Origin of the sequence: Paraburkholderia fungorum, assembly GCF_046027605.1 — a bacterium.
Classification (GTDB): Bacteria; Pseudomonadota; Gammaproteobacteria; order Burkholderiales; family Burkholderiaceae; genus Paraburkholderia; species Paraburkholderia fungorum_F.
The window spans coordinates 21,308-47,034 of record NZ_JAQQEF010000012.1; the positions used below are offsets into that span (position 1 = coordinate 21,308).

The window sequence follows — 25,727 nt, forward strand, 5'->3', positions numbered from 1 at the left end:
AACCCGGTGAACGCAAAATCCGTTGAATGCAAAGCTGTTGAACGCAAACGCCCTTGAACGCATGAGCGCACGGCGCTTCTTTGGCAGGAGATCACGATGTCGACCACGGTGACCCCTTCCGCGTCCCCGGCCTCGAGCGGCAACGCCGGCCGCGTCGTGCGATTTCTGGCGACGCGGGTCGGCTTGTCGTTGATCACACTGTGGCTGTTGTCGGTGATCGTCTTCGCCGGCGGTCAGTTGCTGCCCGGCGATATCGGCCGTGCGGTACTCGGGCCGCTCGCCGATGCGCGCGCGGTCGCGGCGCTCAATCATCAGCTTGGCGCGGACCGGCCGCTCATGACTCAGTACGTCGAGTGGATCTCGCATTTCGTGCGCGGCGATATGGGGCTGTCCTATGCGTATCGCGAACCGGTCGGGCCGTTTATCGCCGACGCTCTGGCGCATTCGGCCAAGCTCGGTTTGCTTGCGTTTATCGTCGTCGTGCCGCTCGGCATTGCGGGCGGCGTGTGGTCGGCCATGCACGCAGGGCGCTGGCTCGATCGCACCATCAGCATCGCCGGCTTGTCGGCAACCGTGGTGCCGGAATTCGTCTCGTCGATCGTGCTGATCCTGGTGTTCGGTGTGTGGCTGCGTTGGCTGCCGATCGAAGCGTCGTATCCGCCCGAAGCGGGCGCGCTCGAACAACTGCGGCATCTGATCCTGCCGGTGCTGCCGTTGGTGCTGGTGTTCTTCGGCTACATCGCGCGCATGGCGCGCGCGGGCACCGTCGAGGCGCTCGATGCGGACTACACGCGCACGGCGATCCTCAAAGGCTTGCCGCGCCACACTGTGATCTGGCGTCACGTGTTGCGCAATGCGCTGCTGCCGACCATCACCGTCGCCGCGACGCAGCTCGGTTACATGATCGGCGGCCTCGTGGTGGTGGAGACGCTGTTCCACTATCAAGGTATCGGCTCATTGATCTACAACGCCGCCAAAGCCAAGGACTTTCCGATGCTTGAAGCAGGCGTGCTGACGATCGGCGTCGTGTACACCGTCGCCAATCTCGTCGCCGATGCGCTGCATGTTCTACTGAATCCGCGACTGCGAGTGAGGAGCGCCGAATGAGCACCATCGTTCCGCCGGCCACGCCGCCTGCCGCACGTCCGGCTGCAGAACCGCGCTTCGACCAGCTGCGCGTGCTGCTGCGCTCGCCCACCTTTGTGATCGGCGTGTTGATCGTTGGATGGTGGATCGTCTGCGCGCTCGCCGGGCAATGGATCGTGCGGATCGACCCGTATGCGTCCGATCCGCTCAACTCGCTGATGCCGCCCGACAGCACGCATTGGTTCGGCACCGATCAGCTCGGCCGCGACGTGTTCTCGCGAGTGATCGTCGGCGCGCGCGACATCCTGACCATCGCGCCTTTGGCGACCTTGCTCGGCACGGTCGCGGGAACGGCGCTCGGGTTGATCGTCGGCTACTTCGAGGGCTGGGTCGACAACGTAGTGGGCCGCGCGATCGACGCTGTGCTCGCGCTGCCGCTCGTGATCGTCGCGTTGCTCGCACTGGCCGCGGTCGGGGCATCGAACTTGACCGTGATCCTCGTGATCGGCATCACCTTCATGCCGATCACCGCGCGTACCGTACGCGCCGCCGTGTTCGCCGAACGGCATCTGGACTACGTCGCCGCCGCGCAACTGCGCGGCGAACGCGCGCTGTACATCATGTTCGCGGAGATTCTGCCGAACGTGCTGCCGCCGATCATCGTCGAAGCGACCGTGCGGCTCGGCTATGCGATTTTCGCGGTCGCGACGCTGTCGTTTCTCGGCTTCGGCATCCAGCCGCCTTCCGCCGACTGGGGACTCGCGTTGTCCGAGTCGTACACGCTGATGGCAGGCGGTGCGTGGTGGACGGTCGTCTTCGCCGCCGGCGCCATCGCCTCACTGGTGGTCGGCGTGAATCTGATCGCCGATAGCGTGCAAGGAGTGCTCGACCGATGAACGGCCCGCCGCCCGCCTCGTTCCCCGCCTTCGATGTTTCGAAGAGCGATCGCACGGATGCGCTGACCGTGGTCGGGCTGACGGTCACGTACCGGATGCGCGGACGCGATCGCGAAGTGCTGCAGGACATATCGTTCCGTGTGCGGCGTGGCGAAGCGTATGGCCTCGTCGGCGAATCGGGTTGCGGCAAATCGACGGTCGCGATGGCGGCGCTGCGTTATCTGCCGCGCAACGGCAAGGTGAAGGCCGGCAAGATCATCATCGCCGGTCAGGACGTGCAGAAGCTCGATGCGGATGCGTTGCGCTCGATGCGCGCGAACGCGATCTCGATGGTCTATCAGGACCCCGGGCGCGCATTGAATCCGTCACTGACGATCTCGCGGCAAGTCACGGAAGCATTCGAAGCAGCCGGTGCCTCGCGTGACGAAGCGCTGCGGCGCACAGTCGAGATATTGGAACGCGTGCGCATCGCGTCGCCCGAGCGCGTGATGGCGAGCTACCCGCATCAGCTGTCGGGTGGCATGCAGCAGCGCGTGGTCATTGCAATGGCGCTCGCCTCGAACCCCGCCCTGCTGATTCTCGACGAACCGACCACCGGACTCGACGCCACCGTCGAAGCCGAAGTGCTCGACCTCGTGGCACAACTGCGTGAAGAACTCGGCACGGCCGTGCTGTTCATCAGCCACAACCTCGCGGTGATCGGGCGGATGTGCGAGCGCATCGGCGTGTTGTATGCCGGCAAGCTGGTCGAGGAAGGCGCGACCCAGGACGTGTTCGCGCGGCCACGTCATCCCTATACGGTTGGACTGCTGCGCTGCTTGCCGGGCACGGGACGCAACAAGGACACCGAGAGGCTCGACACCATTGCGGGCAATCTGCCCTTGCCAGGTTCGGTCACGCAAGGCTGCATTTACGCGGACCGCTGCCGCCTCGCCGACGACCGCTGCCGCCGTGAAGCACCGCCGCCGTATCGCGTGAGCGCCGCGCACGGCGATCAGATGTCGCGCTGCCATTACCACGAACGCGCCATCGACCTGCCGCGTGCGACCGCGGAAGCGCTACCCCGGCACGACGATGCGTTACGTGACAGCGCGCGCCCTGCCATCGTGCTGCGCGCGGAGAAACTCTCGAAGACATTCCACGTGTCCGGCGTCCCGCTGCGCGCCGTGGATAACGTCTCGATCGATCTCGCCAGCGGCGAAACGCTCGGCCTCGTCGGCGAATCCGGCAGCGGCAAGACGACGCTCGCGAAACTGATGCTCGGGCTGCTCACCCCGGACGCGGGCAGCGTGCTCGAACTCGACGGCACGCCACTCGCCGCGCGCGTCACGCGACGCAACGACGAGCAGGTCAAGTCGATGCAGATCGTGTTCCAGAATCCAGACTCGGCGCTCAATCGCGCGCATTCGGTGAAGCGGCTGATCGGCCGTGCGTTGTCGCGCCTTACCGCGTTGCGGGGCGCCGCGATCGACGAAAGGCTCGCCACCTTGACGGCCGCCGTGCGTTTGCCCGAGCGCTATCTCGGCTCGCGCACGCGTCAGCTGTCCGGCGGACTCAAGCAGCGTGTGGCGATCGCGCGCGCGTTTGCCGGTGAGCCGCGCGTGGTGGTCTGCGACGAACCCACGTCCGCACTCGACGTCTCCGTGCAGGCCGCGATTCTCAACCTGCTCGCCGACCTGCAACGCGAGCGTGGCGTGAGCTACGTATTCATCTCGCACGATCTGCACGTGGTGCGCTATCTGTCGGATCGCATCGCGGTGCTGTACCTCGGCCGGTTGCTGGAGATCGGACCGGCGGCCGCGGTGTTCGACGGTCCGCACCATCCTTACACCGAAGCGCTGCTGTCTTCGGTGCCGACGCTCGACGCCCACGAGAACAGAGCGCGCATACGCCTCTCCGGCGATCTGCCGAGCGCGGCGTCGCCGCCATCCGGCTGCGTGTTCCATACGCGTTGCCCGCGCAAACTCGGGGCAATCTGCGAGCAGCAGGACCCACCCTTCCTCGAAGCCGGCGGCGATTCTGCCCAGCCGTCCGCGCATCGCATCCGCTGCCACATCCCCGTCGACGAATTGCGTGCGCTGCAAGCCGCCCCGCGCAATCACGTCGATGACACCGGCAAGGCCTCCGGCAGCGGCTCGGAAAACGCACCGGAAAATGCCGCGCGCAACGAATAGCGTGCGATAAAAACGGCTTTCCGCCCACGCGTTTCATCGCCGAAACGTTTTCATGCGTTTTTCCCTCGCGGGCATCGCACATCCCTATTCGGCATCTGTCGCCACAAGGCTTTGCAGGCAATGGCATGGATATCGCTAATTACTGTCCAGAGATTCGAAGCCGAACAGACCGGAGCAGAGTCGGAAGCGCCGCTCGTGCGAATCGCCCTGGCAAGAAGCGATAGACCACGAAGCGCGCCCGGACGGTGCCTGCGCAAGCCCGGGCAGGCGCTTGTCAGCGCACTGGCTGCAAAGCCGGGAAGACAGTGAGGGCGTTTGACTCGCATCCGCAATGCAGATCCGGGGGACGACGAGGCCCGCGTTCAGACAGGCACACCGCTGGCGAATCAGCGTGAGAGATGGCAGCACGAGGTGTCGACCTTCCCTCGGGAGAGATGCGATGAAGACCAGAAGATTCAATCAGTACTACTGTGGGGTCATACGGAGTGCGGCAATCGCGGCGGGCGTGGCGTTGCTGGCGACCCAGGTCGCCTACCCGGCGTCGACCGATGTGATTCCCAAATGGATCGTGCTTGCCGATGCGCCGTTGCCTGCGAGCGGCACGCACGGCGCGACGCAGCTCGCGCAGGACGAAGGTTCCGCGGCAGGCGCGGTGGCCACCGGCACCGCGCCCGGCGAACCGACGGCCGCCGACGATGCGGCCGTGGTGTTTCAGCCGCATGACTGCACCACCAGCAATGTCGGCGGGTGCGTGCAGCGTGGTGGCGGCAGCGGCAACGGTGCGGCGAGCGCGGGCAACAATGGTGCGAGTGGCAACGGTGCCGGTGGAGGCACGGGCGGCGGCGCCGGTAAGGGTAACGGTGGTGGAAGCGGTGGTGGCGGAAGCAGTGGCAATGGAAGCAGCGGCGGCGGTAGCAGTGGTGGCGGAAGCAGCGGCGGCGGCAGCAGTGGTGGCGGAAGCAGCGGCGGTGGAAGCAGTGGCGGCGGCAGCAGCGGCGGCGGCAGCAGCGGCGGTGGAAGCAGTGGCGGCGGCAGCAGCGGCGGCGGCAGCAGCGGCGGTGGAAGCAGCGGCGGTGGAAGCAGTGGCGGCGGCAGCAGCGGCGGTGGAAGCAGTGGCGGCGGCAGCAGCGGGAGCGGCGGCTGCGGTTGCGGTGGTGGCTCCAGCGGCGGCCCTGGCGGTGGAAAAGGAGGCGGCCCTGGCAGCGGTGGTGGCTTCGGTGGCGGTTTTGGCGGCGGCTTCGGTGGCGGGTTCGGCGGTGGCTTTGGCGGAGGCTTCGGCGGCGGTCACGGAGGCAAGGGTAGCGGCGGTAACGGTGGTGGCAATGGCGGAGGGAACGGGCATTAACAGTCGCCTGCTTCTCGGGTAGGGGGCCCCCGCGCCCTACCCGTCGCTAACGGCAGATTCCCGGATCCCGTCCGCAGTCCGCCGGCATCGGCGGTGATGTCTCGATCCCCCGGTCGAACGTCACCGCCCGAGGCCGGTCACCTGGGTGTAGGCGTATGGGGCGGTTAAAACCAAAACAATCGATCGCCTCGTACGTGACCGGAACCAAACCGGAGCGATTGCCTCATATCAAATTCAACGTTCGATATGAGGGCAACACAACATGCGACGAAACGTCCCCCACTTCATGGCGCGCACGGCCACCGGCCTGCTGATGGTCACCGCGCTCGGCCTCGCGTCGCTCGCTCATGCGCAAACCCCGGCGCAAACCCCTCCTCAAACCCCGGCCACGTCGACCCAACCGCAGCCACAAACCCTGTCGCAAGCCGCCCCGCCTGTCGATCCCACCTTCTCCGCCTATTCGCTCGCGCAGACCTGCAAACAGAAAACCGACAACGTCGCGCAAGGCCAATGCGTCGGAGCGATCCGCGGCATCATCCACGGTTATCAGTACGGCGTGCTGTTCCTCGGTCAGCGCGCGTCGCTGCCGCCCAACGAAACGCAGCGGGTGTCGCTATGTCTGCGCAATATCCAGGTGTCGTCGATCGTCGACGAATTCGTCGCCGACGCCGCCCAGGTCAACGAAGATTCGCTCAAACACACGCCCGCGGAAGTCGCCGTTCTAGGCTCCGTCCACATGCACCATAGCTGCAATTGACGATGCTGGCGCAGGCCGCCGCAGCGGCGCGCGCGCCGATTGCAAAGGCGGCTGCAGAGCGGTTGCCATTCGCTAACCGCCGCCACTGCGCTCACAGCATTTCGAGTGGCCGCTTGCTGCGCGGCGGTTTGAAATACGTGTCGATGGCAGCGAGTTCAGGCGCACCGAGTTGCAGTTGCGCGGCCCGATGGTTGTCGCGCACGTGCTCGACGCGGCCCGCCTTCGGAATTGCGAACACGCCCGGCCGTTGCAACACCCACGCGAGCGCCACCTGGAACACCGAAACGCCGCGTGCGTCGGCGATGTCGTCGAGTGGCGAGCGCTTCGGCAAACGCGCGTGATCGACCGGGCTGTACGCCATCGTCGGCATGTTGCGCGCGGCAAGCCATGGCAACAGGTCGAATTCCGAACCGCGGCGCGCGACGTTGTAGAGAATCTGATTGGTCGCGCATGCCTCGCCGCCAGGTGTGGCGACGAGTTCCTCCATATCGTCGGTATCGAAGTTGCTGACGCCCCAATGGCGAATCTTGCCCGCGCGGCGTAATGCCTCGAATGCCTCGACGGTTTCCGCGAGCGGCACCGAGCCGCGCCAGTGCAGCAGATACAGATCGAGCCGATCGGTTTTCAGACGCTTGAGGCTCTGTTCGCACGCCGCGACCACGCCGCGCCGGCCGGCGTTATGCGGATACACCTTGCTGACCAGAAAGACCTGATCGCGCAGCCCCGCCAGCGCTTCCCCGACGAGCGATTCGGTGGCGCCGTCGCCGTACATTTCCGCGGTATCGATCACCGTCATGCCGAGTTCGATGCCGCATCGCAGCGCGGCGATTTCCGCCGCGCGACGCGACGGGTGTTCACCCATCTCCCAGGTGCCCTGTCCCAGTTTCGGAATGCGTTCGCCGTCGGGCAGGCTTACGCTCGCGATATCGGTCGTCATGTTTCTCCTCGAAATGGCTGAATTGGCTAAGCGGCGCGCCACGCGCATACGGCAACGCGTGCAGGTCGATGCGCGCACATCGATCGACGCTGCAGCGCATGCTACGGAAATCATAGGGACGAGTTTAGCGGTTGCGCGGATATTGGATCGGGCACCAGGCAAAAGCCCGCTATAACGGAGCGCGCCGATGTCTTAGAATTGCTCCTTGCCCTTCTTGCGTGAGCCCCATGACCTCTGCCTCGGAAGACCGCTGGCGCGACCTGCGCCCGGACCCGGAAAACGACACGCCGCTTTATCTGCAACTTGCTCGCAAGCTCGGCACGGCGATTCACGAAAATCGCTGGAACGCGGGCGAGGCCCTGCCCTCCGAGCGCGTGCTGTCCGAAGCGCTCGGCGTATCGCGGATCACCTCGCGCAAAGCCATTGCCCTGCTGGTCGAACAGGGATTGATCCGCCGCACTCAGGGCGCGGGCAGCTTTATCACGCCGCGCTACGACGATCCGCTGTCGCGTCTGTCGAGTTTCAGCGAGATGCTGCGGCGGCGCGGTTTTACGCCAAGCTCGAAGTGGTTGTCGCGGGAGATTTCGCCGGCTAATCGCGACGAGGTGATTCAACTGGGCTTGTCGCCCGCGGCTGCCGTGACGCGCTTGAGGCGCCTGCGCCTCGCCGACGGGATCGTAATGGCCGTGGAGAACTCGACGTTCCCCGCCGCGGTGATTCCTGATCCTCAGGCGATTGGCGATTCCTTATACACGTACCTGGAAAATCGCGGACTGGGGATTGTGCGCGCGCTACAGCATTTTCGCGCGGTGAATGCAACCGAAGAGATCGCGCAGCAGATGAGCATTGCCCCCAACGAGGCACTGCTGCTGATCACGCGCGTCGGGTATACGGCGGATCAGCGAGCGATCGAACTGACCGATACCTATTGCCGGAACGACTACTACGATTTCGTAGCGGAGTTGAGGAAATAGGCGGGCATCCCTACCGTTGCGCCCATTTCGCCTCATGCGCCCCGATCCGGGCCGGCGGCAACGCAAAATAGGCGGGCGTCTCATCCAGACGCTCGGCCGGCAGCACCCCGAGAACACGCCCGAACTCGGACTGAACAGTCGCAAGGCAATCCCGTACATCGTCGATCGAGACATCGGGCGCCTTCCAGCCGTCGGGAAGTAATCCAAACGACTGCAACCACCGCCCCGTCTGCGCGAGCGATACTCTTACGTGCCAGCTCCCGCCTTCGGTGGCTCGCCGCGCCAACGCGGCCATCGCGCCGAACGCGGCCAGATACCCGGTAGCATGATCCAATGCCTGACACGGCAAATGCTTCGGCTCATCCCATCCCGCCGCCTCGCGTTCGGTGAAGGCAATTCCACTCGCCGACTGCACCAGACTATCGAAGCCGCGCCGCACTGCCCACGGCCCCTTGTGTCCATAAGCGCAAACGGAGACATACACGATCCCAGGCCGTATCCGCGCCACTTCCTCGGGACCAAACCCATGAGCGGTGAGCGCCCCCGGCCGGTACGCCTGCAGGAACACATCGGCGTCGCCGGCGAGGCCACGTAACGTTTCCCGCCCCGCTGCGTCGCGCAGATCGACGACCGCCGAGCGCTTGCCGCGCCCGTTGTCGATCACCAGCGGCGCAATGTTCGGCAAGTGCGGACCGGTGATCATCAGCACGTCGGCGCCATGCTGTGCGAGCGCGCGCCCCGCCACCGGTCCCGCAATGATGCGCGACAGATCGAGCACCCGCACACCCGCCAGCGGCCGCTCCGCAGCGCCTCGCCGCGGCGGTTCGACCGGCGCGTCGCCAATGCGCTCGATCTCGAACAAGGGCAAACTCGCAATCGCTTTCGCCTGATCGAGCGCGGCCCACTCGTCGGGCGTGCGAATCAGTGCGGCGCATAAGCCGGCGTCGGCGAGCGTCTGGTCGAGCGTCGCGCCATCCCAGCCGCGAATCGCGTCGGCCACCGCCGCGCGATCGTTCGCGCAGCCGAGTACCTTCAGCACCCCTGCGAGATGATGCGGAAAGTTCGTGTGCAGTTGAATCCAGCGGCCGTCTCGCGTCGCGTAGAAACCCATCACCGGATCGCGCAAGGCGGGCGGCGGCCCATCGTCGATGCGCAGATAGCGCTCGCTGCGAAAAGAGGCCAGCGCGCGCCGCATCTCCACCGTGACGTGCTGCCGATGCCCCGTGCGCAAGCGCTGGTACTCGGCAGCCGCAAGACCGTTTGCGGCGATCGTCGCCGAGGCCAGCGTGCCGACCCGATAGACCGACGGCAAGCCCGGATCGGTACCGGCAAGCGAAACGGACCTCAGCGCGGTCGGGTCGCATTCCGCAACCGTCCAGATATGTTTGAGAGCGAGTTCAGGCGTCATGGCGTTCAGATGGGAACAGGAACAAAGTGAACCGAGTCTAGAATTCCGCCACGTTGCAATCAATCTTGATTATGATAATCAATATATATTGATTTCTTCGGTTTCTCTCCGTTTCCATGCCTGCCTCCCCTTCCCTGACCGCTGCCGAAGCCGCCGCCACGCTCGGCATCAGCCTGGCTACGCTGTATGCCTATGTCAGTCGCGGCATGCTGAGCTCGTCGCCGGATGCGCAAGGCAAGCACCGTCTCTACGACCCCGGCGAAGTGCGGCGGCTTGCGCGGCGCAAGGAGGACGGCAAGCGCGCCGGCAAGGTCGCGCAGAAAGTGCTGGACTGGGGCGTGCCGGTGCTCGAATCGTCGATCACGCTGGTGGCCGACGGCCGCCTGCTGTACCGCGGGCATGACGCCATGGAGCTGGCGCGCACCGCCTCGCTGGAAGATGTCGCGGCGTTGCTGTGGGAATGCAGTGTCAGACGTATCGCCGACGCACCGGCCGTGCCTTTCGCCGCTGCCCAGTGGGCGGCGTGGCTCAAGCTCTGGAGCGACAGCACGCCGCTCGACCGCGCGCTCGTGCTGCTGCCGGCCGCCGCGGCGCAAATGCCGCGAGTCTGGGCGCTCGGTCGCGATGCGCAACTCGATACCGCTTGCACGGTCATGCGGCTGCTGGCCGCCGCGATGGTCTCGGCGGCGCCGTCGAACGAGCCGCTGCACAGGCAGCTGGCTTCGGCGTGGAGCGTGCGCAACCGGCAACAGGCCGGGCTGCTGCGCGCGGCGCTGGTGGCATGCGCGGATCATGAACTGAACGCGTCCACCTTCACGGTTCGCTGCATCACGTCGACGGGAACGCATCTGTTCGGCGCCGTGGCGGGTGGTCTGGCCGCGTTGGCCGGGCCTCGGCACGGCGGCGAGACCGTGCGGATTGCCGCGCTGCTCGATGAAGCGTCGCGCGCGCCCGATCTCGATCGCTATCTCGCGAACCGGCTTGCGCGCCACGAACACGGCGCGCATGGGCCGGTGCTATCAGGCTTCGGCCATCCGCTTTATCCCGACGGTGACCCGCGTGCGCGCCTGCTGCTCGGCATGCTCGCCGACTGCGCGCCGACCCGCTCGCCGCTGGGCGAAGTGCAGGCGCTCGCGCGCGCGGTGCGCGACACGACCGGCGCGGAACCGACCGTCGACTTTGCGCTCGCCGCCATCGAACGGGTCCTCGGCTTGCCGGTTGGCGCCGCGTTCACCCTGTTCGCGGTCGGCCGGGTGGTCGGCTGGATCGCTCATGCAATGGAACAGACGCGCGACGGCCGGTTGATCCGGCCGCGCGCGCGTTATATCGGGGAGTATGAGGTGGAGAGTTGAGCCGCAGCGATCCTTGCGGCCAGGGCAGCCACGTTACGCAGTTGCCGCGCTTGCTTGCCGCGTCACGCCACGCCCAACCAGCGGGGCAACCAGTTCAATATCGGCAAACCGCGCAGTGGCCGTGTTGGAGCGCGTTCTGAGCCGCTCGCCAGCGCGAAACGCGCGCCGGCATGCCCTGCGCTGATCCACGCCACCGCCCCGCGCGGTAACTCCGTCGATTGTCCGGTTGCCAGCCAGTGATCCACGCTGTCGCCTTCGACGGTCAGCCAGATCTCGCCCGAGATCACCTTGAAGATCGACGGACGCGCGACACGCCAGGCCGCCGTGGGCTCGCCATGTTCCAGTTCAAAAATACGGACTTCACGCATCGCTGTTCTCCTTCAAAGAACTTTTCTGTTGTACCGATTATTGACGTGCGATCATCGGATACCCATACACAGTTCCGAACACTTATATCGGAACTGTTCAGTCGAAAAACCTGACAGTTGGTGGCGGTTGCGCTTCGTTTTTGCGTGAAGGAGGAAGAACCACATGAAACTCGAAATCCAGCTCGATCGGGATAATCGCGTACCGCTCACCGAGCAGATCGTCAGGGGCGTTACCGCATGGATTCGTTCACGCACTGCCCACCCTGGCGCAAAGCTGCCGTCGATCCGTCAGTTCGCAGCCGACTACGGCGTGAGCCGTTTCCCCGTGATCGAGGCCTACGACCGATTGGTGTCGCTCGGCTATGTCGACTCGCGTCACGGCTCTGGCTTCTATGTCGCCGACCGTCTGCCAGTGAGCACGCAATGCCAGGGCACCTCGGACCCGCGTCGCGCCGAGGACGAATCGGGGCACATCCTCCAGCAGTTCAACCACCCGGGCGAGACGCTCAAACTCGGCAGCGGCTTCATTCCCGATGCGTGGCGCGACACCGACAGCCTCGCGCAGGCGATCCGCCATGTGTCGCGCACCGACACCGCAAGCATGATCGATTACGCGACCCCGCTCGGCAATCTGACCTTGCGCGAACACCTGCAAGGCCGCATCGGACAGTTGGGGATTCAAGCGGACGCTTCGCAGATTCTGATCACCAACGGCGCGAGCCAGGCGCTCGATCTGCTGATGCGCTACATGCTCAAAGCCGGCGACACGATGTTCGTCGAGGACCCCGGCTACTACAACCTGTACGGTCTGCTGAAGCTGCACGGCGTCAAGCTGATCGGCATTCCGCGTACTCGCAACGGCCCCGATCTCGATGTGTTGCAGGCGCAGTTGCAACTGCATCGGCCGAAGCTGATGTTCATCAACACGGTGTTCCACAACCCGACCGGCACCACGGTCGCGCCGCCGGTGGCATTCCGGCTGCTGCAACTGGCGCGTGAGCACGGCTTCACCATCATCGAAGACGACATCTACGCCGACTTCCAGACCGACCTCACCGACCGTCTCGCGACCCTCGACCAACTCGAACACGTGATCTACGTTGGCGGTTTGTCGAAGACGCTGTCGTCCTCGCTGCGAATCGGCTGCGTGGTGGCGAGCCACTCGATCATCAAGGATCTGGTCGACATCAAGATGCTGACGAGCCTCGGCGCTTCGCGCTTTGCCGAAGCGGTCGCCGTATCGCTGCTGGAGCGCGGCGCGTATCGCAAGTATCTGGAGCGCCTGCGCCGCCGCATGCGCGACGCGCTCGGCTCGACCATTCAGATACTCGAAGACGCTGGCTGGGAGCTGTTCGAAAAGCCCGTCGGCGGCAAGTTCGTGTGGGCACGCGTGCCGCACGTCGACAATGCCGAACGGCTGGTGGCATGCGGCGCGCCGCTCGGCGTGACAGTGCTGCCCGGCAGCTATTTCCGGCCAAACATGGAAGTGAGCCCGTGGATCCGGATTCACGCGGCATTCGGCAACGAGCCGCGTGCGCAGGCGTTTTTCCGTGCTGCCGCGGCGTTGCCCGCGGTGGGGTGATCTGCTTGGCGGTTCGTCGCTTGCGCTGCTTGCGTTGGGGCGATCCAAGCGGAATATCCGCTGCGCCGGGCCACGCTTTTCCCTAGAATAGCGAGTCCAGCCCGTCCCCGCGCGCCCAGCCGCCCTTCATGCCCACGCCGCCGACCCAGCCCGCCTCCGCCCCCGCCGCATCACTCCCCTCGGCCCGCTCGCTGACCGTGATGCTGTGGCTCGTCGCCACCGGCTTCTTCATGCAGACGCTCGATTCGACCATCGTCAACACCGCGCTCCCCGCGATGGCGACGAGCCTCGGCGAGTTGCCATTGCGCATGCAATCGGTTGTGATCGCCTATTCGCTGACAATGGCGGTGATGATTCCGGTATCCGGCTGGCTCGCCGACAAACTCGGCACGCGGCGCGTGTTTTTCAGCGCGATCCTCGTGTTCGGAGTTGGCTCACTGCTGTGCGCCAACGCGCATACCCTGAATCAACTGGTGGTCTACCGCATCATGCAAGGCGTGGGCGGGGCAATGCTGCTGCCGGTCGGACGCTTGGCGGTGCTGCGCACCTTTCCGGCGGAACGCTATTTGTCCGCCCTGTCGTTCGTGGCGATTCCAGGGCTCATCGGGCCGCTGATCGGCCCGACGCTCGGCGGCTGGCTCGTGAAGATCGCGTCATGGCATTGGATCTTTCTGATCAACGTGCCGGTGGGGATCGTAGGCTGCATCGCCACGTTTATCTTTATGCCGGATAGCCGTAACGAGCACACCGGCAAGTTCGATCTGAAAGGCTATTTGCTGCTGATCGTCGGCATGGTGGCGATTTCGTTTGCGCTCGACGGCCGCACCGAGTTTGGCATTCAGCACGCTACCGTGCTGGTGCTGCTGATCCTGAGCCTCGCCAGCTTCGTCGCCTATGGTTTGCACGCCGTGCGCGAGCCCGCGCCGATCTTCCCGCTCGATCTGTTCAAAATCCACACCTTCAGCGTCGGACTGCTCGGCAATCTGTTCGCGCGAATCGGCAGCGGCGCGATGCCGTATCTGATCCCTCTGCTCTTGCAGGTGAGTCTGGGCTATAGCGCCTTCGAAGCCGGCATGATGATGCTGCCGGTGGCCGCAGCAGGCATGGTCGCCAAACGCGTTGTCACGACGCTAATCGTCAAATACAGCTACCGGCGCGTGCTGATCATCAACACGGTGCTGGTGGGCCTGACCATGGCGAGCTTCGCGCTCACCACCGCCGGCCAGCCGATGTGGTTGAGGCTTGTGCAACTCGCGTTCTTCGGTGGCGTCAATTCGATGCAGTTCACCGCGATGAACACGCTGACGCTCAAGGACCTGGGCACCGGGGGCGCGAGCAGCGGCAACAGCCTGTTCTCGCTGGTGCAGATGCTGTCGATGAGTCTCGGCGTGACGGTGGCAGGTGCATTACTCGCCACTTTCACCGGCCTCCTGCCGCGCGTGACGGCCGCCAATTCGCTGCCCGCGTTCCATGCGACGTTCCTGTGTGTCGGCATCATCACCGCGGGCACCTCGTGGATCTTCGCGCAACTGTCGCCGGACATCCGCACGCTGGGGAGAAAGACAGATCCTTCGGAGCGGACCTGAGCTTCGCGGTTATTCACCACGCCCCTCGTCGCCGACCCGCAACGGGGCGTGAGTCGCACCACCGAAGTGCGAGTCATCGCTTTCGCACCTGCGCTGGCGCACAATCGTCCGACTGACCGGGGCAACCCGGCGCGTGCAGTATGTTTCCGCTCGCGCATAGTTCTTGCTCGCCTATCCTGTAAACTCACATTTTGCGCGTGCCGGCTCATATCGAGCATGCGAGCGCGCCGCAACCTCCACACGACTGACATGATGAGCATGATCGAACTCGATCCTCCCGGCTTCCAGCCGCCGCGCCCGATGGCCGGCGACGAGGGTTCCCGGCGCACCGTTCTGTACGGCGGCTACACCGTTTTCAGCGTGTTCCAGCCGGTTTTCTCCGTGTCGCACCGGCGCGCGATCGGTTATCACGCTTCGCTGCGCGCACACGACGAACATGCGCTGCAAGTGCCGTCGCACGAAGTGTTCACGCAGGCGGCACGGCGCGGCGACTTGCTGGAACTCGGGCGTCTCGCCGAATCGCTCCATCTGGGCAATTTCAATGCATTCGACAGCCACGACGAATGGCTTTTCCTGAGCCTGCACCCGGCGGCGCTGATGGACACCAGTTACGGCGACGCACTGCTCGCCGGCCTCAAGGCGCTCGGCCTGCCGCCCCAACGAGTGGTGCTGGAAGTGTCCGAACAGGCAGGTGGTGAAACCACGCGCTTCGCCGAAATCGTCGACGCGTTGCGCAAGTCCGGCTTCCTGATCGCGCTGGACGGCTTCGGCGCGAAGCATTCGAACATCGACCGGGTCTGGAATCTGCGTCCGGACATCGTCACGCTCGACCGCTGCATCCTCGCGCAAGCGAGCGAGCACTCGCACATCGAACGCGTGTTGCCGGGCCTTGTCTCGCTGCTGCACGAATCCGGCCAACTGGTGCTGATGGGCGGCCTGAGCACCGAGCGCGATGCGCTGATCGCGCTCGAATGCAACGTCGACTTCGTGCAGGGTGCGTTCTTCGCAGGTCCCAGCGTCGAACCGGTGAAACCGCAGGCGGCGGCCGGTTTGATGGACTCGCTCTCGGCCGCGCTACGCGAACGGGTCGCGACGCGCGAACGCGTACAGTCCGCGCGGCTTGCGCCCTATGTCACGGCGCTGGAAACGGCGGCTGCCCAACTCGTGGCCGGGGAATCGGTTACCCAGGCGACGGCGCCGCTGCTCACGCTCGGCGAAACGGCACGTTGCTTCGTACTCGACGGTTCGGGGCGGCAGATCGGCGACAACGTGCTACCACCGGGGCGTGCTTCGCAACGCGCCAAGCGCTTCCGGCCGTTGCTGCATTCGGAAGGCGCGAGCTGGGAACGCCGCCCGTACTTCATTCAGGCGATGCGCATGCCCGGCCACGTGCACCTCACCCCGCCCTACCTGTCGATCAACGAGGCGCACCTGTGCGTGACGGCCTCGATCGCCGCGCATACGCCGCACGGTACACAGGTACTATGCGTCGACATCAACTGGGAAGTCGCTGCGCATCGTAATTGAGGCAACGGTGTTCTGCTGGATCTGCGCGAGCAGCTTCATGACGGCCGCGCGACCCAGCAAGCGGTTGGCCGCCTGCAAACGCACCGCGCTGGTGACGGCGCGCAACGCGACGATCTTCACCGAACCGTCCGCAAGACTTTGCGTGGACACGTCGATGACGCCGACAACCTCGCCTTCGGAGAGCAACGCAATACACATTGCGCCTTCGACCGACACCACCTCTGCATGGCTCGCCTGATGCGCGAGCGCGGTCACCGTCTCCATCCAGGCCACCGGCGCCAGTTCCTGCGTGCACACTGGCACGTCGCTGACAACTTCAGGCGCATCGCTAAACAAATGCAGCAAGCCCACTCGATCCTGCGCCTCCAGCGCTGTGCGCAGGCGCTCCACGATCCGCGCATGCGCGGCTGGATCGGGCCGTTCCAGAGGCGCACCCGCGCGCTGCAGACGCGCCTTCGCCCGGTGAACGATCTGACGGCAACTGGCGGGCGTACGGTCGAGGATTTTTGCAATCTCCGCGTAGTCACAATCGAAAGCTTCATGCAGTACGAATGCCGCGCGCTCATCCGGTTTCAGACGCTCGAGCAGGAGCATCACGCCATACGACATCTCCGCCGCGCGCAAGACCAGTTCTTCCGCCGATGGCGCCACCTCGTCGAGCCAGGGCTCCGGCAGCCAACCCGCGGCCTGTGATGCGCGTTCACGCTGTACGTGGCGCAGCCGGTCGATCGCCACGCGCGTGGTGAGCGTGGTAAGCCATGCGGCCGGTGTCCGCACCTCTTGTGCCTCGCCGAGATGCCATTTGAGCCAGACGTCCTGTACCACGTCTTCCGCTTCGGCCCGGCTGCCGAGCATCCGGTACGCGAGCGCGAGCAGGCGGGCACGCACAGCCTCGAAGCTGGATGCCTTGTCGATTTCTTGTTCCGTCATGCGTAGACCTCCAGATCGTGGATGGTGAAAAAGCGCGCGACGCCATGCGTGCTTGTCTAGTTAGCAGCCTGCCTCGCTTGCGTGCCTGCGTGCAACATTGTCCGGGCGCACTGCTGCATCGGCATCCTTTTTCAGCTTGACGGCCCAGCATGGGTGAATGTGACAGTCCGACGCAAAAATATTCCTGTCACGCTACCTCGGGCTCCTCCGTCATATGGGCAACGAACGGCGCAACGGATGCGCGGCTGTTCGAAACACCCACCCTCCCGGCTAATCGGCACGGCGCCACCTAAAACGAGGCAAACATGTATTCCAGCTATCCCTCTGTCACCGACCTCGGCCTTGTGCCCACCGTGATCGAGCAGTCCGGCCGCGGCGAGCGCGCTTACGACATTTATTCGCGTCTGCTGCGCGAGCGGATCGTTTTTCTGGTCGGACCGGTGAACGAGCAGTCGGCCAGTCTGATCGTCGCGCAGCTGCTGTTTCTGGAATCCGAGAATCCCGACAAGGATATTTCTTTTTACATCAACTCGCCGGGCGGCTCAGTGTATGACGGCCTCGCCATCTACGACACGATGCAGTTCATCAAGCCCGAGGTGTCGACCTTATGCACCGGCTTTGCCGCCAGCATGGGGACGTTTTTGCTGACGGCCGGTCAGCGCGGCAAGCGGTACGCTCTGCCGAACGCGCGCATCATGATCCATCAACCGTCGGGCGGCAGTCAGGGCACCGCTGCCGACGTCGAAATCCAGGCCAAAGAGGTGCTCTACCTACGCGAACGCCTCAACACGATGATGGCCGAGCGCACCGGGCGCAGCATCGAGGAGATCGTGCGCGACACCGACCGCGACAACTTCATGTCAGCCCACGGCGCAAAGGCGTATGGCCTCGTCGACGAGGTGCTGGAAACCCGCGCGGCGCTACACGATCCAGCTCGTCATCGTGACATGTAGCGCGCCAGGTCGGGCGGTCGTCCTCGTCATTGAAGACAGCCCAAGGCGTTGCCGCTAAAGTCCTCCATTCCGAACGTTTTTCACCTGCCCTATCGGTGTGCCAGGAACACAAAAGCTGATCACCTCCGCCGGAGCCGCTATCATGGTCGCGATTCGTCGAATTTGACGATCGCTTCAATGGAGATATTCATGGCGTCATCCAATGAAACCGTCAGCATGGCGCTATTCTGCGACTTCGAAAACGTTGCGCTCGGCGTGCGCGATGCGAAGTACGACAAGTTCGACATCAAGCTGGTGCTCGAACGTCTGCTGCTCAAGGGCAGCATTGTCGTGAAGAAGGCGTATTGCGACTGGGACCGCTACAAGAGTTTCAAAGGCGCGATGCACGAGGCCAATTTCGAGTTGATCGAGATTCCGCACGTGCGCCAATCGGGCAAGAATTCCGCTGACATCCGGCTTGTGGTCGACGCACTCGACCTGTGCTACACGAAATCGCACGTCAATACCTTCGTCATCATCAGTGGCGACTCGGACTTCTCGCCGCTAGTGTCAAAGCTGCGCGAGAACGCCAAGCAGGTGATCGGCGTCGGCGTGCAGCAATCCACCTCTGATCTGCTGATCGCAAACTGCGACGAATTCTTCTTTTACGACGACCTCGTGCGCGAAAGTCAGCGCACGGTAGCCAAACGCGAATCGTCCCGCCCGCAACAGGCCGCGCAGCAGACGGCCAAGCGTGCGCCCGACGAAGAAAAGTCGCGCAATAAGGAAGACCTCGAAAAGCGCCGTACCAAAGCGGTCGAGATCGCGGTGCAAACGTTCGATGCGCTCGCATCCGAACGTGGCGACAGTGGCAAGATCTGGGCGTCGGTGTTGAAGAACGCGATCAAGCGTCGTAAGCCGGATTTCAACGAGACGTACTACGGTTTTCGCGCGTTCGGCAATCTGCTGGAAGAGGCGCAGGCGCGCGGGCTGCTCGAGTTCGGCCGCGACGAGAAGTCAGGCGCTTATGTTTATCGGGACACGGCTGTCAATGTGGGCGTCGAGAACGTGAGCGAGCCCGTCGAAGCTGGTGAATCGGCGGAACAGATGTATGAGGCACAGGTTGCCGAGACCGTGGTCGCCGAGTCGGGCGGCAAGCACGAGTCACGCCGCCGTGGCCGGGGCAATCGCAAGACCGGCCGTGGTGGACAGCAGGAAGCCTCTCACGAAGAGCGCGCTGCGACGGGGCGCAGCGGTCACGCCCAAGTTCACACGGAAGACGTGCAGCCGCAATCGCCGTCAACCGGCGAGCCCAACTTCGAACAGCCAGAAGCGGCTTGGGCGGAACCGGAAACCTTTGCAGCTCAACCGCCGTTCGCGGTAGGCAACGAAGAGGCGCAGGAAGAGAGCGTTGCCCAACCCAAACGCCGCAAGGAACGCGCACCACGCAAGACGGCGGCGAAGAAGGCGAAAAAGGCTACCCCGCGAACCATCGATGACATTCCGGAGATCGCGGCGCCTGCCGAAGCACCGGAGCCGTCCGTCAGCGCGGAAGAGGCGCCCGTGGCGGCAAAAAAGGCCGCGCGCAAAACCGCGCCGCGCAGCCGTCGTCCGCGTAAGACAGCGGCAACGAGCGACGCGGAGTAAGCGCCGCCGTATAAACGCAGCAACAACAAAAAGCCCCTGCTCGTGATGAACAGGGGCTTTTCCCATTTCCGCCCGCAAGCGCGGCGATCGGCCTGAAACCGCGACGGCGCCAGCAGAGCACACAGTCACCAGCTAGCGGCGCTGCGACCGTGAGTACACCTGCACCCGCTACCCGCAACCAAACCCGCAACGCTCAAAGCAACCCAAACACAGCCACCCCATTAGTCGCGCCCACATACACTTTCCCTCGCGCGATCATCGGCGTGATGAACTTATTGCCCGCGCCCCATTGATCGCGTGCACCGGCCTGATTGCTGTTGTACAACTCATTCCCAAGATTACCCGCGTCGTACGCATGCAACGCGCCCGTCGCGCCGTTTTCCGCCGCCCAGACAATGCCGTTGCTCGCGCCGTTGGCCGACACGGCCGGTGTCGCGCCGGGATAAACAAAGGTGATTGCACTCCTTGATGAAGCAGTAGTCGCGAGAAATGCACCCGAGACCGGCAGCGCCTTCAGGCTGTCGCCCATGCCGCCGTAGTACACCACCCCGTTGTAGTAAGCCGGCGAACCCCAGATGCCGCCCGCGAGCGTACCGGTCAACACCTGCCAGTTATTGTTCGCAGTCGGACTGAATTTGCCCATCGAGTCGCGATCGACCACGTAGATCAGGTTGTCCTTGCCGGCCGCCACCGCCAGGTGCTTGACAACGCCAGCCGTGGTCGTCTGATCCGGCAACAGCATCACGCCGCCCGAGCCGAAATCGTTGTCCGTGTTTGCCTCGGACACGACGTTGTCCATCGCGAAGTAATCGGTGACCTGCAGGTTTGCTAACGACAGCTTCATCAGCGAGTTGCCGAAGTCGCCGTCGGCCGGAAAGCCCTGCGCGTTCAGCGTGGCGCCGAATGTGCCGTTGCCGTCCACCACGTAAATCGACGTGCCGTCCGACGCCATCCCCGAACCGGCCATCCAGATCGAACCCTGGCTGCCGTTCGGCGCGACGTCGAACACGCCGGTCTGCTTGAGCGTAGCGGCGTTATAGGCCATCAACCAGCCGGTGTAGGCGCCCGACATGCAGTGCGCAGTCCAGCCCATATAGACGTTGCCGCCGACCAGCGTAAGGGCCGCGCGTACGGTGTGCAGCGACGGAGGAAACGTGATGACGCCGTTGACGCTCCCCGCGCCGTTGCCGGGGAACGTCGCCGCGATCTCCGTCGGGCCGCCGAGCACCTCGGCCCCCGTGGTCAGATCGAGCGCGTGCAAACGATGGTGGTACGCACCGCTGCCGTCCCTGGTCATCGCCACCGCATACAGCACGCCATTCGTGCCGCGATTGCGATCGATCACCGGCGTCGACGTAATGCCGATTTCCGGCGTGATGTCCTGGCAACCGTGATCGTCACTGGGTGTCTCGCCATTGCCGACCAGGGAGACCTTCCACAACTGGGCGAAGCTGGTGGCGTCATAGGCGTACACACTGTCGTGTTCGGTCGCGACGTAGACCACGTCATGCGGCGTGCCGCCAATCGGCAAACTGGTCACAAACAGCGGTTGCGCATCGACCTTGCCGTCCGCGGCGAGAAACGCCACCTTGCCGAAGCCGGATGATTTAACGTTAGCGGGTGTAAGCGTCGTCTCGGCAAGCATCTGCCCGGTGCGGGCGAGATCGTTGTGATGCATCAGCACGTCGGTGGCGAAGGCCGTTGTCGTTCCAGTGGGTGTGGTGCCCGGCCCGCTTGAACCGGTGCCGCCCGTGCTGCCGGTGCTGCCCGTGCTGCCGGTGCTGCCCGTGCTCCCCGCGCCGCTGCCGGTCGAGCCACCGGTACTGCCGCTGCCGCTGCCGCCCGCCGGAACCAAGGCGGTACCTGATGTTCCGCCCGAGCCCCCGCCGCAAGAAAGGAAGCAGGCGCAGACGAATGCAACGCCCAGCCACCCGCACACGCGGGACCACACTCTCGGATTGAACTGCCCGGTTTGTGGTCGCTGCATAGTCGCCTCGCTTGCACGATGCCCGGCCACATCCGTACGCCGGGCTACGTCGAACGGCGAAGTCAGAAACGGCGTTGGCCGGCAGGGATAGAGTGGAGTTTGCGGGCTGCACAGGAGCGCCAGTCACCCGGCAACCCTAGCCCTTGTCCCCAACCTACGCCCTTTGCCGGACCGCTTGCCGCCATCGTTTCGTGTCTTTCCGCCAGACATGACGAAAGCTTTACAGCAACAAACTTGCCTGCTCCGTCGCGCAAGCGGTGAGTTTCTGTGATGCGCGTCGGCGAATCGACCTCAGTACGGGTAAGGCGCGTACATCACCGGGGGCGGGGCGACATACCTCGGCGGCGGCGCATAGTAATACGGCTGCGGTGCGTAATAGGCCGGTTGCGGTGCATAGTAGGCCGGCGCCTGCGGCTGCGAAATGGTGTTGCCCTTCGAGGTCATGCACTGCGCGTAGGCGGCGTCGTAGCGCGCTTGCAGGCCGGCGGCGGAATACTGCGCGCCATTCGCCCCATTCGCGCCGCCGATCAACAAGCCACTGCCCGCCCCAATCGCCGCACCCGCGCCGGGATTGCCCGCCGCCGCGCCGATCAATGCGCCGACGGCGGCGCCCCCGAGCGTGCCGAGCGCCGCACTATTCACACTGTTCGTGGTTGCCGCCTGGGCGGCCGCGTTCGGGTCGGTCGAACGGTTCGCGTAGTCGCGACATGCATAGTCGTCCTGCTGGAACTGCCCGAGCGGCTCGCCGCTGCGCGGCAGGGCCACCACACTCGGACCGCCCGGCGGCATGACCGCGCAACCGCCGAGCGCGAGCGCAACGACCGCGGCCGGAATGGCGATGCTTATCGATTTGGTGCTGGAGTTCATGTTGGTGCGCTTCTAAGACATTGGAATTCAAACGTTAGGCCAAACGGCGCCCTTCCTGGTTACACGATCGTTACAGAAAGTTTTTCGCTTACATTTCCCGCCCTCGTCCGCGCGGACGGCATCGCGGCCGCCAGCCGCACTCAGTCACGTCATATCGGGTAACGCTTGTAAGTGAGGCCGCAATCTGTTTTCGCAGCGCGCGGCCTAAACTGGCTCGCGCCAACATTGCGCAATTCGCTCGTCGAACGGCACGGTCCCTGGCATGCCAAGGCAGTCCGACTGGGCGAGCTGGCATATTGCCCTCCCGCTCAATGGCCACAGTCTATAAAACAGAGGATGACTCGATGAACCGGCTTGTTTTCGTAGCGGCGACGGCTTACGCCGCCTGCATGTCGCCCGTTTTCGCGCAGTCGAATACGACAGTCCAGAGCAGTGTGCTCGAACCGTCCACCACGACATTTCCCAGTGCGTCGATCGCGCAGAATTTCCAGTACATCAATCACCCGCTGCCGCCCGCGCCGGCGAGTTCGGTTTCGCCTGGCAGCGGCGGGCGCGGCGGCCGTCACCACCGGCAAATGTCGGGTGATTCCGATACGACCGGGGCCGCGTCGGCACAGCCCTGAACGAACGCGCGCAAGGTCTGAATCAATGCGGTGCAATGGTCCGCTGACCTCGCCGCAGTTACCAACTGTGACAAAGCTTTCACTCGCTGTGGATAGACCACCCGGTGTCAACCACCGGCAGGCAGCACCCACTCTCCAGGCGCTAAAAAGCAAAAAGCCCTCGCGAAGGAGGGCTCTCTGTTTTACTACCTGTTCCAGACTTCATTGCCGCGATCCGTTCGGCTTGCCAATTTAGTTGGAAATCCGAACTATCCTGCCACGCTACGGCAACTAGCCGGCAACCAGCAATCTCACGCGAAGTTCTTCGACGCGAATTCCCAGTTGGCGATGTTCCAGTACGCTTCAACGAACTTCGGACGCGCATTGCGGTAGTCGATGTAGTACGCGTGTTCCCACACGTCGATCGTCAGCAGAGCCTTTGCATCGGTGGTCAGCGGCGTGGCAGCGTTGCTCGTCGACACCAGGTCGAGCGAACCGTCAGCCTTCTTCACCAGCCATGCCCAGCCCGAGCCGAACGTGCCGATTGCCGTCTTGGCGAATTCTTCCTTGAACTTGTCGAACGAACCCCACTTGGCGTTGATCGCGTCGGCCAATGCGCCGGTCGGAGCACCGCCACCTTGCGGCGACAGGCTGTTCCAGAAGAACGTGTGGTTCCACACTTGCGCTGCATTGTTGAAGATACCGCCCGATGCCTTTTTGACGATCTCTTCGAGCGACAGATTTTCGAACTCGGTGCCCTTGATCAGATTGTTCAGGTTGGTCACATAGGTCTGATGGTGCTTGCCGTAGTGATACTCGAGCGTCTCTTCCGACATGTTCGGAGCGAGTGCGTTTTTCGCGAACGGCAGCGGCGGGAGCGTATGTTCCATGGTGCTTTCCTTGTGTCTGTATCTGTTGTGGGGGGAGTCTGCGGATAACGCTTTAGAGCACTCGATTGTAGGCGACTTGGAATAACCCCGCAAACGAACGGACTTTATGTCCGGCATCGGCAAACATGCCGGACATATAGCGTAATTAGTGCTTTCGCAGGGGTCGTGGCCGGCCTTTGCGGAGGTCAAAAGTACGCCTTGGCGTGCTGTCGGCGAAGTGTCAGAAACCGTCGGTCAAGCGCGGTTGCACATCGGCGAGCGCGATGTCGGCCGCGCCTTCGGCAAGATGCACCGTGAGGCGCCGCCCGGGCTTCAGCGACGACGGCGCGCGCACCGCGCGACCACTCTGCGCGTCGAGCACGGCCGCATAACCACGCTCCAGCGTGCGCTGCGGACTCAGCACCTCGAGCCGCGCGGCCAGCGTGTCGATCCGCGCTGTCTGACGTTCATGCTGGCGTAGCAAAGCAGCGTCCAGGCGCTGCGTGAGATTGCCGAGCTTCGCCTGATGCGCGGCGAGATCAGGGCGCCAGCGCTGCCAGCGCATCTGCAACAGAGAAAACCGCGCTCGGGCGTCACGTACGGGACGCGCGCCCGCCGATGCCAGCCGCACGCTCAATTGCTGCAGGTGCGTGCGCTGCCGCGCGAGCCGCTCCGCTGGCGACACGAGCCGGCGCGCGAGCCAGTCGAGTTGTTGGGCGCGCCGCTCCATCATGCGGCCGAAGCCGCGGGCGAGCGTCGCATGCCGCTGATCGAGTTCGCGCAGCAATAGCACGCGCTGCGGACTGACGAGTTCGGCAGCGCCGGTGGGCGTCGGTGCGCGCACGTCAGCGGCAAAGTCGGCGATCGTGAAATCGGTTTCGTGACCCACGCCGCTCACCACCGGTATCGCGCTTTCGGCAATCGCGCGCGCCAGCACTTCTTCGTTGAACGCCCACAAGTCTTCGATCGAGCCCCCGCCGCGGCACACGATCAGCACGTCGACTTCGCGCCGCGCGTTGGCCGCATCGACCATCGCGGCCAGTTTGGCGCTCACGCCCACGCCCTGCACCGGCGCCGGGTAAACGATCACCGGAATATGCGGCGCGCGACGCGACAAGGTGGTCAGAACATCACGCAATGCCGCGGCCTGTAGCGATGTCACGATGCCGATCGCGCGCGGATGGACCGGCAAAGCACGTTTGCGTTCGGCAGCAAAGAGGCCTTCGGCTTCGAGTTGCGCCTTCAGCCTGAGAAACGCTTCGTAAAGACGCCCTTGCCCGGTGCGGCGCACCGCTTCGACGTTCAGTTGCAGTTCGCCACGCGGCTCGTACATCGTGACCAGCGCGCGCACTTCGATGCGATCGCCTTCGCGCGGCGTGAACTCGGCGTACTGCGCGCGACCGCGGAACATCACGCAGCGCATCTGCGCCTGCGCGTCCTTGATCGAGAAATACCAATGGCCGCTCGCGGCGCGCGTGAAGTTCGACACCTCCCCGGCCACCCAGACAAGCGGAAACGAGCGTTCGAGCATCGTGCCAATGGCACGATTGAGGGCGGAAACGGGGACGACGACTTCACCGCCGGGCGTAGCCGACGAGGCAAATTGGCTTTCGGGATTCATGCGAGGGGTATCTGTGACTGGCCGGACAGACGATAGACCGAGTGGCCATCGGCGTCTAGCGCAGCAGATGAATTGTTAAAAGTGTCCACATGTCGGGACCTATTGCTCAAATGCCGTCAAATCGCCCGCCAGGCCGCACGACTTGGAAGCATGTCTTTGATTTATATGGTGTTTATATCTCGCTAATAGGAACGATTGCCGATACGGAGCGCTCGGCGCGGCCTTCTCCGCCCGTGGACTGGCAGGTTCTCCACAAAGTTATCCACAGGCAGTGGATGCC

General features: G+C 64.3%; 21 protein-coding genes. 13 read left to right on the top strand and 8 right to left on the bottom strand.

The features are described 5' to 3' along the window. Positions 1 to 96 precede the first annotated feature (96 nt). The 5 genes from PQR53_RS20400 to PQR53_RS20420 all read left to right on the top strand — a co-directional run bounded on the left by PQR53_RS20400 (position 97) and on the right by PQR53_RS20420 (position 6,258). Positions 97 to 1,107 (top strand): ABC transporter permease, encoded by a 1,011-nt coding sequence (locus PQR53_RS20400; protein WP_408457574.1) that lies wholly within the window; start codon positions 97 to 99, stop codon positions 1,105 to 1,107. Then, positions 1,104 to 1,982 (top strand): ABC transporter permease, encoded by an 879-nt coding sequence (locus PQR53_RS20405; protein ID WP_408457576.1) that lies wholly within the window; start codon positions 1,104 to 1,106, stop codon positions 1,980 to 1,982. Before PQR53_RS20400 ends, PQR53_RS20405 begins: the two co-directional genes overlap by 4 nt. Next, on the top strand, positions 1,979 to 4,156 hold the full coding sequence (locus tag PQR53_RS20410; RefSeq protein WP_408457578.1) for an ABC transporter ATP-binding protein: 2,178 nt from the start codon (positions 1,979 to 1,981) through the stop codon (positions 4,154 to 4,156). Before PQR53_RS20405 ends, PQR53_RS20410 begins: the two co-directional genes overlap by 4 nt. A 719-nt stretch (positions 4,157 to 4,875) precedes the next feature. After that, complete coding sequence (locus PQR53_RS20415; RefSeq protein ID WP_408457581.1) at positions 4,876 to 5,523, top strand: hypothetical protein; 648 nt, start codon at positions 4,876 to 4,878, stop codon at positions 5,521 to 5,523. A 240-nt stretch (positions 5,524 to 5,763) separates the two neighbouring features. Then, complete coding sequence (locus PQR53_RS20420) at positions 5,764 to 6,258, top strand: transmembrane protein 119 (RefSeq protein WP_408457583.1); 495 nt, start codon at positions 5,764 to 5,766, stop codon at positions 6,256 to 6,258. 91 nt (positions 6,259 to 6,349) lie between these two features. Here the strand turns inward: PQR53_RS20420 and PQR53_RS20425 are convergent, their stop codons facing one another. After that, a complete protein-coding gene (locus PQR53_RS20425; RefSeq protein WP_408457586.1) occupies positions 6,350 to 7,195 on the bottom strand; it encodes an aldo/keto reductase in 846 nt (281 codons plus the stop codon). Positions 7,196 to 7,422: 227 nt separating this feature from the next. Here PQR53_RS20425 and PQR53_RS20430 point away from each other — a divergent pair, with 227 nt between their 5' ends. After that, a complete protein-coding gene (locus PQR53_RS20430; RefSeq protein ID WP_408457588.1) occupies positions 7,423 to 8,169 on the top strand; it encodes a GntR family transcriptional regulator in 747 nt (248 codons plus the stop codon). Between the two features lie 10 nt (positions 8,170 to 8,179). Here the strand turns inward: PQR53_RS20430 and PQR53_RS20435 are convergent, their stop codons facing one another. Then, positions 8,180 to 9,577, bottom strand: coding sequence for a CoA transferase (locus PQR53_RS20435; protein WP_408457590.1), 1,398 nt, complete (start codon positions 9,575 to 9,577; stop codon positions 8,180 to 8,182). A 116-nt stretch (positions 9,578 to 9,693) separates the two neighbouring features. Here PQR53_RS20435 and PQR53_RS20440 point away from each other — a divergent pair, with 116 nt between their 5' ends. Then, the gene (locus PQR53_RS20440) at positions 9,694 to 10,929 is read left to right on the top strand and encodes a citrate/2-methylcitrate synthase (RefSeq protein WP_408457593.1); all 1,236 of its coding nucleotides are present in this window, start codon (positions 9,694 to 9,696) and stop codon (positions 10,927 to 10,929) included. 62 nt (positions 10,930 to 10,991) lie between these two features. On the opposite strand, the gene PQR53_RS20445 is transcribed toward PQR53_RS20440, so the two are convergent. After that, positions 10,992 to 11,297 carry a DUF2917 domain-containing protein gene (locus PQR53_RS20445; RefSeq protein WP_408457596.1) on the bottom strand — a complete coding sequence of 102 codons (306 nt, stop codon included), beginning with the start codon at positions 11,295 to 11,297 and terminating at the stop codon, positions 10,992 to 10,994. Positions 11,298 to 11,460: 163 nt separating this feature from the next. On the opposite strand from PQR53_RS20445, the gene PQR53_RS20450 reads away from it, so the two are divergent. The 3 genes from PQR53_RS20450 to PQR53_RS20460 all read left to right on the top strand — a co-directional run bounded on the left by PQR53_RS20450 (position 11,461) and on the right by PQR53_RS20460 (position 15,992). Continuing rightward, on the top strand, positions 11,461 to 12,879 hold the full coding sequence (locus PQR53_RS20450; protein ID WP_408457599.1) for an aminotransferase-like domain-containing protein: 1,419 nt from the start codon (positions 11,461 to 11,463) through the stop codon (positions 12,877 to 12,879). A 128-nt stretch (positions 12,880 to 13,007) separates the two neighbouring features. After that, on the top strand, positions 13,008 to 14,465 hold the full coding sequence (gene mdtD, locus PQR53_RS20455) for a multidrug transporter subunit MdtD (protein ID WP_408457602.1): 1,458 nt from the start codon (positions 13,008 to 13,010) through the stop codon (positions 14,463 to 14,465). Positions 14,466 to 14,717: 252 nt separating this feature from the next. After that, entirely contained in the window at positions 14,718 to 15,992 is a 1,275-nt protein-coding gene (locus PQR53_RS20460) for an EAL domain-containing protein (protein ID WP_408458041.1), read from the top strand. Here the strand turns inward: PQR53_RS20460 and PQR53_RS20465 are convergent. After that, positions 15,948 to 16,922: a sigma-70 family RNA polymerase sigma factor gene (locus tag PQR53_RS20465; RefSeq protein WP_408457605.1), complete on the bottom strand. Its 975-nt coding sequence runs from the start codon at positions 16,920 to 16,922 to the stop codon at positions 15,948 to 15,950. The two genes, PQR53_RS20460 and PQR53_RS20465, sit on opposite strands and share 45 nt — an antisense overlap. Positions 16,923 to 17,227: 305 nt before the next feature. On the opposite strand from PQR53_RS20465, the gene clpP reads away from it, so the two are divergent. Both clpP and PQR53_RS20475 read left to right on the top strand, forming a co-directional pair. After that, the gene (gene clpP, locus PQR53_RS20470) at positions 17,228 to 17,875 is read left to right on the top strand and encodes an ATP-dependent Clp endopeptidase proteolytic subunit ClpP (RefSeq protein ID WP_408457608.1); all 648 of its coding nucleotides are present in this window, start codon (positions 17,228 to 17,230) and stop codon (positions 17,873 to 17,875) included. Positions 17,876 to 18,064: 189 nt separating this feature from the next. Beyond that, entirely contained in the window at positions 18,065 to 19,501 is a 1,437-nt protein-coding gene (locus PQR53_RS20475; RefSeq protein WP_408457611.1) for an NYN domain-containing protein, read from the top strand. Positions 19,502 to 19,694: 193 nt separating this feature from the next. Here PQR53_RS20475 and PQR53_RS20480 read toward each other — a convergent pair whose 3' ends face one another. Both PQR53_RS20480 and PQR53_RS20485 read right to left on the bottom strand, forming a co-directional pair. Further along, complete coding sequence (locus PQR53_RS20480; protein ID WP_408457613.1) at positions 19,695 to 21,488, bottom strand: pyrrolo-quinoline quinone; 1,794 nt, start codon at positions 21,486 to 21,488, stop codon at positions 19,695 to 19,697. Between the two features lie 291 nt (positions 21,489 to 21,779). Further along, positions 21,780 to 22,355, bottom strand: coding sequence for a glycine zipper family protein (locus PQR53_RS20485; protein WP_408457616.1), 576 nt, complete (start codon positions 22,353 to 22,355; stop codon positions 21,780 to 21,782). Between the two features lie 344 nt (positions 22,356 to 22,699). Between PQR53_RS20485 and PQR53_RS20490 the strand changes: the two genes are divergently transcribed. Beyond that, entirely contained in the window at positions 22,700 to 22,978 is a 279-nt protein-coding gene (locus PQR53_RS20490) for a hypothetical protein (protein WP_408457618.1), read from the top strand. A gap of 290 nt (positions 22,979 to 23,268) precedes the next feature. On the opposite strand, the gene sodB is transcribed toward PQR53_RS20490, so the two are convergent. Then, positions 23,269 to 23,847: a superoxide dismutase [Fe] gene (gene sodB / locus PQR53_RS20495; RefSeq protein WP_323045035.1), complete on the bottom strand. Its 579-nt coding sequence runs from the start codon at positions 23,845 to 23,847 to the stop codon at positions 23,269 to 23,271. 220 nt (positions 23,848 to 24,067) lie between these two features. Beyond that, positions 24,068 to 25,447, bottom strand: coding sequence for an exodeoxyribonuclease VII large subunit (xseA, locus tag PQR53_RS20500; RefSeq protein ID WP_408457621.1), 1,380 nt, complete (start codon positions 25,445 to 25,447; stop codon positions 24,068 to 24,070). Positions 25,448 to 25,727 lie beyond the last annotated feature (280 nt).